Source organism: Nocardia aobensis NBRC 100429 (genome assembly GCF_000308375.1).
GTDB lineage: Bacteria > Actinomycetota > Actinomycetes > Mycobacteriales > Mycobacteriaceae > Nocardia > Nocardia aobensis.
On the sequence record NZ_BAFQ01000100.1, the window covers coordinates 1 to 9,417 of the forward strand.

General features: G+C 68.7%; 5 protein-coding genes. All 5 read right to left on the reverse strand.

The features are described from left to right. Positions 1–82: 82 nt before the first annotated feature. Entirely contained in the window at positions 83–1,027 is a 945-nt protein-coding gene (locus RJ03_RS12775; RefSeq protein ID WP_036501565.1) for an ADP-ribosylglycohydrolase family protein, read from the reverse strand. A 109-nt stretch (positions 1,028–1,136) separates the two neighbouring features. Then, the gene (locus RJ03_RS12780; RefSeq protein WP_083870787.1) at positions 1,137–2,597 is read right to left on the reverse strand and encodes an MFS transporter; all 1,461 of its coding nucleotides are present in this window, start codon (positions 2,595–2,597) and stop codon (positions 1,137–1,139) included. Beyond that, positions 2,594–3,295: a hypothetical protein gene (locus tag RJ03_RS12785; protein ID WP_245552268.1), complete on the reverse strand. Its 702-nt coding sequence runs from the start codon at positions 3,293–3,295 to the stop codon at positions 2,594–2,596. The genes RJ03_RS12780 and RJ03_RS12785 overlap by 4 nt, the downstream gene beginning before the upstream one ends. A 15-nt stretch (positions 3,296–3,310) precedes the next feature. Next, entirely contained in the window at positions 3,311–4,732 is a 1,422-nt protein-coding gene (locus tag RJ03_RS12790) for a condensation domain-containing protein (RefSeq protein WP_245552269.1), read from the reverse strand. A 31-nt stretch (positions 4,733–4,763) separates the two neighbouring features. After that, the coding region (locus RJ03_RS12795) for an SDR family NAD(P)-dependent oxidoreductase (RefSeq protein WP_036501574.1) at positions 4,764–9,417 on the reverse strand (4,654 nt) is incomplete at its 5' end.

Below are 9,417 nucleotides of genomic sequence, written 5' to 3' on the forward strand. Positions count from 1 at the left end.
TCCTGCCCTGGCGGCAGACCAGGACGACGGCGCCACGCGACACCGACGGAACCGCTCTGCAACGGATTTCAGGCGCGGAGCCCTAGCGCACGAACCCGCCCGACGGAAGTTCGCCGACACCACGTCGCTCCAGCGCCCACGCGGGCAGCGGCTCGCGGGCCGACAGCCACTCTTCAGGGATCCCGCGTATCGAACCCCGGGAGCCGACGCCCGTGTACGCGGCCACGATTCCGCCGACGATCGCAGCTGTGGTGTCCGCGTCCCCGCCCGCCTCGATGCAGGCGGTGACCGCGGCCGGATAGTCGCCGAGGAAGCTCGCGGCCGCCCACAGGGTGAACGGCACCGTATCCTGCGCGCTGACCCGGGCGCCGTTGCCGAGTTCGTAGGCCGCTTCGGCCACGGATCTGCCGATCAACTTCCGGGCGCGACGGATACCGTCCGCGGTGCGCCCGTCGACCAGGTACGGCTCCACCGCATCCAGCAATTCGCCGGGCGCACAGGCCTTTCCACGAACCACAGCGGCGTGGCCGGCCGCGACGGCGACCGCCATGGCGCCGACGATCGCTTCCGGATGACGATGGGTGACCTCGGCGGACAGCGCTGCCTGCGCCGCCGCCCGGTCCGGATCTCCGGCGAAATAGGCCCCGAGCGGAGCGACCCGCATCGCGGCACCGTTCCCCCACGACCCGCTCCCGCCGAAAACCGCACCCGCCGCGTCGGCCCAGGGCCTGCCGTCGCGAATCTCGTGCAGCACAACGACTGTGCCCGGGCCGTAGCCACGGTAGGGCTCACATCGTTGGGCGAACACGGCCGCGAGCGCATCGCGGTCGACACGGCCGCGGTCGAGGACCTCCGTGTACACCGAACAGGCCATCTCGGTGTCGTCGGTCCACTGCCACGGAGGCGCGGGCGGTCGCCCGGCGTGAAGATCGGAGACGGATTGCCCGGGAACGAAGAACTGCGCACCCAGCGCATCGCCCACGGACAAGCCCATGAGGCTGTCATATGCGGTATCGGAGTTCGGCATGCGCGAACAAGCGCGCCAACAAAAGCCGGCTACCGCAAGACTCCGCTCGAGCCGGCATCACGGTGTGCCGCCGGATACCGAATGGCAGCCGGCACGCACGCCGAAAACCTCAGTTGTGCTGTGCTCGCGGCAAAGCCAACGTCAGCGCCCCCAATCCGAACGACACCACGGCCAGAGCCACCATCATGGTGAGCGCGCCGTCGAGGGTGTGGGAGCGGAAGAACAGGGTGGTCAGGACCGCCAAACCCAGTGCGTTGCCGATCTGTTCGATGGTCGGGACCACACCGGACGTCTCCGACATGTGGTCGGCGTTCAGGCCCGACAGCATGATCGGCTGGATTTGGACTGCGAAGATTCCTACTCCGAAGCCGGCTGCGCAGACGGCGGGGGCGGCGATGAGGGGGTTGGCGATGCCGCTGGTCAGGTGGAGGTAGATGGCGCCGCCGCCCATGCAGCCGCCGTAGAGGGTGACGCCTGCGGCCAGGATCAGGATTCCCCACCGGCGGACCAGGAACAGCGAGGCGATCGCTCCGGCACCGGCGCCCAGAGCGAACAGTGTCATGACGATCGCGGTGTGCCACGGCGTGTAGCCGAGGACGTCCTGCATGGTGATGGAGGCGGCGAAGACGAACGCGGTGAACAGGCCGAAGAAGAGGCAGACCAGGATGGAGCCGATGCGGAAGCCTCTGTCAGAGAACAGATCCAGCCGCATCAAAGGGCCGGCTCCGCGCGACGAACGCCTGATCTGATGGACCACGAACAGGGCGCACACCACCACTCCGGCCAGGCCGAGGGCGACCGGCTGAGCTTGCCAGCCGTGTTGCTGGACCAGGGCCAGGGCATAGACGACCAGGAGTAGGCCGACTCCGGACAGCGCCGCGCCGCCCAGGTCGAGGCGGTCGGGCGACGGCGGGCGGCCTATGCGCAGGTAGCGCCAGGCGAGTGCGAAGGCGACCATGCCGATGGGGAGGTTGATCAAAAAGACCGTGCGCCAACCCCAGCCGCCGATGTCGAGGGTCAGCAGGGCGCCGCCGAGGATGGGGCCGAGCATGCCGGCGAAACCGGCCACGCCGCCGTACATGGCGAAGACCAGGGAGTGGCGTTCGCGAGGGAAGCTGGCGATCAGAATGGCGATGGTTTGGGCTGCCATGCCCGCGCCCGCCGCCCCCTGAACCACCCGGGCCACCACCAATTCCGTTGCACCCGTGCATAATCCGCACCAGACCGATGCTGCCGTGAACGCCACCACCGACGTGAGGAACATGGCGCGACGACCGGCAACGGCGCCGAGGCGGGCGGCACTGAGCAGCGTGCAGGCGAAGGCGAGTGAATAGCCCGAAATCACCAGCAGTTCCGCCGAACGGGAGGCGCCGAGGTCGGAAGCCATTCTCGGCAGGGCTGTGTTCACGATCGTCACATCGATCATCTGCATGAACACCGCGATCAAACAGCCGGCGAAGGCCAGCCATGCCGCCAATTCGGAGGGGGACGGCTCGCCGGCAATCACGTGCCCCTCGACCGTTGCCCCCTCGCCGCGCACCGCCTGTCCGCTTCCGATTCCGCTCGTCATCCGGCCAACTCGATCACGCTGCGCGGCGCCGACAACGCCAGTTCGGTCGGGAAACTCAAGCGCACCAGCCGATGTGGTGGTCGCACCTCGATATGGGCCACGAACGGGGGTAGCAATCCGCCGATCATCTTGTCCAGCAACATGTTCACCTGCCCGAAGCTCGGCCGCAGGCGCACCTGGCGGCATTCGATCTCACCCGCGCCGGCCACCACAACCGTGCGTTTGTCCACGCGGGCGAGCAGGGGCCAATGAACGGAGAACGCCAGCCACGTATCGATCGACTGCGCCGCCCCCTCGGTGAGATCGAGCCCGCGCAGCAGGGTCATTCCGCCGACGATCGGCATGATGTCGGTCGGGAACGGGGCGGGTGCGCCGCCGATCGGGAGGTGGACGGTGTCGATGAAATGCACTTCCTCGCGGGAGACGACCACACCGCGGGAACGGGTTTCGGCGCGGTAGTCCTCGGCGCGCAGGAATCCGTCGACCCGGCCGAAGCGCTGGTCGATGGTCAGTTCCAGTTCGCCGTCGCCGCTCGATGCCTCGAGCAGCGTCCGGTAGCCGCCGTTCTCGTGGGTGACGACGCTGGTCAGCTCGAAACCCGAACTGCGGCCGTCGGTTCCGACCGTGTACCGGCATTTCTCACCGTCGGGTATGCCGGGGTCGCGAAAGAGCATGGGCACGGGGCCTTCCGACACCACGAAACCTCCTGTAGTTCAGTTCGTTTCCGCGCCGCGATCGATGATCGAGGCGAAAACCGTGCGCATCGCCGCGATGTAGCGCTCGACCGAGTCGTGGGCGACCGCGGTGTCGGGGTAGATGACACTCAGCGTCGTCCCCGACGGCAGCCGGTTGACCCAGATCAGCGCCTCCTCCGACGCGGCGCGGTTGGCGTAGACGCCGGCCGTCACCTCGTCGAAGAATTCGTGGCCGAGGAAGTCACGGGCGTCGATGAACGAGATCATCGGTGTGACCCAGCCGGGTTCGGCCTTGATCTCGGAATCGGCGGGCAACAGTTCCAGCACCCGATGGAACGACGTGGGCGCCAGGCGGAGCCCGTTCTCGTAGGCGCGCTGGGCCAGTTTCAGGGTACGGGTGACGGGGGCGCCGGGGCCGAGTGGGAAGGCCACCGGTACCAGTGTCACGTACCAGCCGACCGAATTACCCTCCGCCGCAGAGGTTCTGGTACTCACCGGCGTCATTCCGAAGTAGTAGTCGGAATCGGTGAGATCGCGTTCGGCCAGGGCCGCGGCCGCGAAGACCCCGCCCACGAACTCCGCGTCGTTGGCCCGGCAGATCTCCTCGAAGGCCGATGCCTGATGTTCGTCGAGGAGGGTGACCGTGCGGTGGGCGCTGCGGTTGTAGCCGTCGGAGCGTTTGCCGAGGTCCAGCGGAAACGACGGTAGCCGATTGTCGTTGCCGCGCAACAACTGTAACCACTTCTGCACACCCGGCGAGGACAGCGTCAGCAGATCGCTGTAGGCACGCTCGGTGACGCAGTAGTCCAGATAGCTGGCCGCCGGTGGCAGCGGTTCGGCCTCGCCGCTCAGTTCGGACAGATACAGCTGTGCGAAGTCGGACGCGGACAGGTACTGCCCGAGACCGTCGGTGTGCAGGTGGTCGACGGCGAGGTAGACGGTGGTCGCATCACCGTGTTCGATGGCGCCGAAGGTGAAGCAATCCCACTGGAACGGGTCGGGAGTCGTCTTCTCGACGTGCTGCCGGATCGCGGCCGGATCATCGATCCACCCGAAGTCGACCGGAATGAAGTCCACCACGTCCTCGGGCACCAGATGCCGCCGCACGGCGCCGTCGGTGCCGATGTCGAACCAGGTCCGGAAGGTGTCGTGACGCAACAGGAACGTGTTGACGATCCGCGTCATCGCCTCCCGGTCCAGGCCACCGGTCGGGATCCGCGCGGTGGCCAGGCACAGTCCGGAGAACCGGAAGTCGGCGGCGGCGTGCCGATCCGCTTGGCGCAGATACTGTTCCTGTTGCAGCGACGGTGGCGCCGGATGGACCGGGGCGGCCCGGGCCCGCGCCACCGCTTCCGGTGACGCGACCCAGGTGACCATCCGCCCCGGCGGCGGTGACCATTCGTCGATGAGTCCGAAGTCGACCACGGTTACACTACTCACTTCCACCGGCAGGTAGCGAAAAGGTGGGCCATCAGCTGACCCCCGCCATCTCCGCGACCGCGCCGGCCGGCGCGTCGTGACCGTTCGACTCGGCCGCGGGCTGAGAACCGTTCGCCACGGCACCGTCCACCGCCGCGGCCAGGGCCGCCGGATCCGGTTGGGCGCCACCGGGTTCGTGCGCCAGGATCAGTTCGGCGACCTTCGGCCCGGCCTGTTCGAGGCTGAACGAGCGGCCCATCTGCAGCGACATCAGGTCGATGCCGAGCGTCTTGGTGACCCGGGCGCCGAGTTCGACCGCCATCAGCGAATCCAGGCCCAGTTCCGGCACCGGGATCGTCATATCGATGGTGTCGACGTCCACGCCCATGACGACGGCCAGTTCGCCGGCCATCAGCCGCGCGATATGCGGTCCGCGCTTGGATTCCTCCATCGCGGCCAGCTCCTCGCGCAGCCGGGCCAGCTCGGAGGTGTCCTTCGCCGAGGCCCGGGCCAGTGCGGCGGTGCGGCCGGTGCGAGCCAGCTGCGGGAAGGTTCCGGTGAGCTTGGCCCAGTCGGTCGGGATGACCGCGACCCGCGTCGCGCCCAGGCGCAGGGTCTGCTCCAGGTAGGCGGTGGCGTCGCCCATATCGATCGGGCCGAATCCGACCAGGTCGAGATATTTCTCGGAGGTCTCGTTCGCCGCCATACCGCCGGCACCGGAGAGGTGACCCCAGCCGACGCACAACGCCCGCTCCCCCGCGGCCGCCCAGCGCAGCGCCAGCGATTCGACCGCGACATTGGCCGCGCAATAACTGTATTGGCCGTAGATGCCGTACATCGAGCCGCCCGAGGAGCACAGTACGAACATGTCGAGGTCGATGCCCGCCTCGGCGACGGCCCGGTGCACGATCTGCGCGCCCAGCACCTTCGGCAGATAGACCTGTTCGAGCTGGCCGAGTTCCATCTTGGCGAGGTTGTTGTCCGCGACCGCGCCCGCGGCGTGGAACACCCCGCGCAGCGGATGGTCCGCGGTGTGGATGCGGGCGACGGCCTCGGCGACCGCGCCGGGGTCGGTCACGTCGAGCAGTTCCTCGACGATCTCGATCCCGATCGCGCGCCACGCCTCGAGCTGACGGCGCGCCTCCTCCGTGGTCGCACCCCGCCGCCCGGCCAGCACCAGCCGCCGCGCACCGCGCAAGGTCAGCCACCGGCCGATCGCCAGACCGAAACCACCGAACCCGCCGGTGATCAGATACGTTGCGGTGTCGCTGATTTCGACATCGGGCAGATACGGGCGCACCGGCGGTTCGGGTGCGTCCATGCGCAGCGCGATACGCGCCGGCCGCGACGAGCGCAGCGTCTCCTCGAACGCCTTGCTCACCTCGGCGGTGTCGAACATGTGGTACGGCAGGGGGCGGTAGGTGCCCTCGGTGACCTTCTCGAACACTCGCTGCAGCAGCGCCGCGAGCCGTTGTGGCTTCACCTTGACGAGGCGGTCCAGATCCATCGAGAAGTACGACAGGTTCTTGTCGAAGTTGGCCAGTTCCAGCAGGCCGCCGGTGTAGATGTCGGCCTTGCCGACCTCGACGATGCGGCCGAATTCGGCTGCGGCATTGAAGTTCTGGCGCAGGATCTCACCGGGAGCGCTGCTGACGATCACATCCGCGCCCGCGCCGCCGGTGATCGCGGCGACCTCGTCGACGAAGTTCAGCGAGCGTGAATTCACCGCGTAGTCCGCGCCCATCGCCAGCACGTGCGCGCGCCGTTCCGGGGTGCTGGCCGTGCCGATGATGGTGGCGCCGCGAGCCTTGGCGACCTGGATGGCGGCGGTCCCGACACCACCGGCCGCGCCGTGCACGAGCACCGTCTCCCCCGGTTCCAGCCGGGCCAGATCCAGCAGGGCGTATTCGGCGGTGCCGAAGGCGATGATGCTGGTGCAGTGCCCGGGATCGGTGCCCTCGGGCAGGACGACCGCGAGTTGCCGGTCCACGACCGTGAAGCGGCGCATCATGCCCTTGGCGGCCACACCGACCAGATCGCCCTCCTTGACGCCCTCGACTCCCGGTCCGATCCGCACCACCGTGCCGACACCCTCCATGCCGGGCACGGTGCCGAAATACGTCGGTGCGAGCTCGCGTTCGCCGAGCAGCCCGATGACCTTCAGCGGATCCTTGTAGTTCAATCCGATGACCTGCATGCGGATCTCGATCTCACCGGGGCCCGGTGCCACCCGCGGACATTCCCGCCACGCCAATGCCGACAGCAGCCGGGTACGTGGCATGTCGAGTTCGAAATTGGCCTCCGGATCGGTCAGCGGCGCCGAGGTTTCCAAGGCTTCCAGGCGCTCGGGCAGCGGTTTGGTGATCACCGTCGCCCAGCGTTTACCGTCGCGCAGCAGCACCTCGTCGCTGTTGTCGAGGGAGAAGGCGCCGGGCACCGCCAGCTCCGCCACGAGATCGGCGATCGGGGTGGCGGGTTCGACGTCGACGAGCCGCCACCGCAGGGCGGTCTGCTCGTTGAGCAGCACGCGCCGGGCGCCCGCCAGCGCGGCCTGTCCGGTATCGGGAGCGACGGGACTGCCGGGCAGGGCGAAGGCCGATTCGGTGACCAGGGTGCAGTGCACGAGGCCGTCGCCGAAAATCGTTTGCGGCGTGCCATTTTCACTGGACGGTTCGACGAAGTCGGCGATCGCCACCGCGATGCGCTTGAGCGTCCACAAGTCGGCCACGTCGTCGGCGACCGCACCGGCCACCACGCAGATGTGCAACCGCCGAGCCGGCTCGTCGCGGGCCGCGCGCAACTGCTCGACGAGCTCGGACTCCAGTTCCGGTCCGGTCGAATCCACCACGTGCAGACGGGAATCCGCCAGCGCGGCCACCAACCGGTCGGCCCGGTCGGTCTCGCCCAGGCGGACCACCACGGTACTCACCGAGCCGGCCTCTGCCAGCGCGGCCGGGTCGATCGGATCGCGTTCCTCGAACGTCTCGGCGTAATAGAAGTCGGCCATCCGGTGCAGCGGATCGTCGCCGGGCCGCAGCGCGCCGATCTGCAGGCCGGACAGGCGGACGACCAATTTGTGGTCGGCGTCGAGCAGATCCACATCGGCGCGCAGCCGCGCGTTCGGATCGCGCCGGGCGACCACCGTCACCGTCTCGGGCAGCGTCGCGAGCAACCGCACCGCGCCGACGCCGACCGGAACCATCACGCCCTCGTCGATGCGTTCGTCGGCGAACAGCATGGCCGCACACTGCATGGCGGCGTCCACGACCGCCGGATGGGCCAGATGACCGGAATCCGCGGCGATCGCGCCGTCGACGGTCGCCACCACCACATCCCGGCCGACGCGCACCGAGGTGACCCGCCGGAACGACGGCCCGTACTGCAGTCCGGCCGCGGACAGGCCGGTGTAGAACATCGCGGGGTCGACGTCGATGCCGACCTCGATCTCCGGAACGGCGACCGTGGTCTGCTCGTGGCTGCCGGTGAGGGTGCGCCCGGAGGCGTGCACCGTCCACGCGGTGCCGGTGGCACTGCGGGACCTGATCAGGAACCGGCCGCTGGCCTCCTCGATACTCAGCGCGACCAGCGGCACGTCAGGGGCGCCCATGATCAGCGGCGCGACGAACCGAACCCCCTCCAGCGCAACCTGTTCCGAGCCGATCCGCGACTTGGTGGCACTCAGCGCCGCGTCCAGATACGCGGCGCCGGGCATGATCTTGATGCCGTTGACCACGTGATCCGACAGCCACGGCAGCAATTCGGTGCCGACCTGCAGCAGCCATTCCGGCCGGCCTTCGACATCGGGATCGCCGAGCATGGCGTAGCCACCGGGCGTGCCGAGCCGGGCCTGTTCGAACAGCGGCAGCGCGGAGTGCAGGCGGGTGCGCTGCCACGGGTAGCGCGGCAGCGGCAGGTGCGGGGTGGCCGGGCGATCGGGCGGGAACAGCAGATCGCGGTCGAGCACGCCCGCGGCGTGCAGGCCGATCAGGGTGCGGCGCAGACTGTCGGCGTCGGATTGTTCGCGGTCCAGTGTCGGAACGGTCGTCCCCTGCACATCGGCGCCGAGCAGGGCTTCGCGAATATTGCCCGAGAGCACCGGATGCGGGCCGATCTCGAGGAAGATCCGGTGACCCGCGCCGATCAGGGCGCCGACGGCATCGAAGAACCGGACCGGCTGCCGCACATTCGACCACCAGTAGGACGCGTCCCAGTCGGCCTCGGAGACCCGCATACCGGTCACCGTCGAATACAGCGGCACGGTCGGGTTCCGCGGCGCGAGATCGTTTAGCACCGAACGCAATTCGGCTTCGATCGGTTCCATCAGGCGGCTGTGGTAGGGCACCTCGACGCGCAGACGGCGAGCGAAAACGCCCTCCTCGGTCAGCTTTTCGGCCAGCAGGTCCAGCCGTTCGACATCGCCGGAGAGGGTGACGGCGCTGGGACTGTTGACCGCGGCGATATCGATACCCGGATCGTCGCCGATCAGTTCGAGGGCCTTGTCCTTCGGCAGTCCCACCGCGAGCATGCCGCCGGTGCCGGCGGTGGTCGCCTGCAGGCGGGCGCGGTGGTAGGCCACCCGCACGGCGTCGCGCAGCGACAACATGCCGCTCACATACGCCGCCGACACCTCGCCCACGCTGTGTCCCACGATGGCGGCCGGGGTGATGCCGTACTGCTCCAGCTCGCGCACGAGGCCGACCTGGACG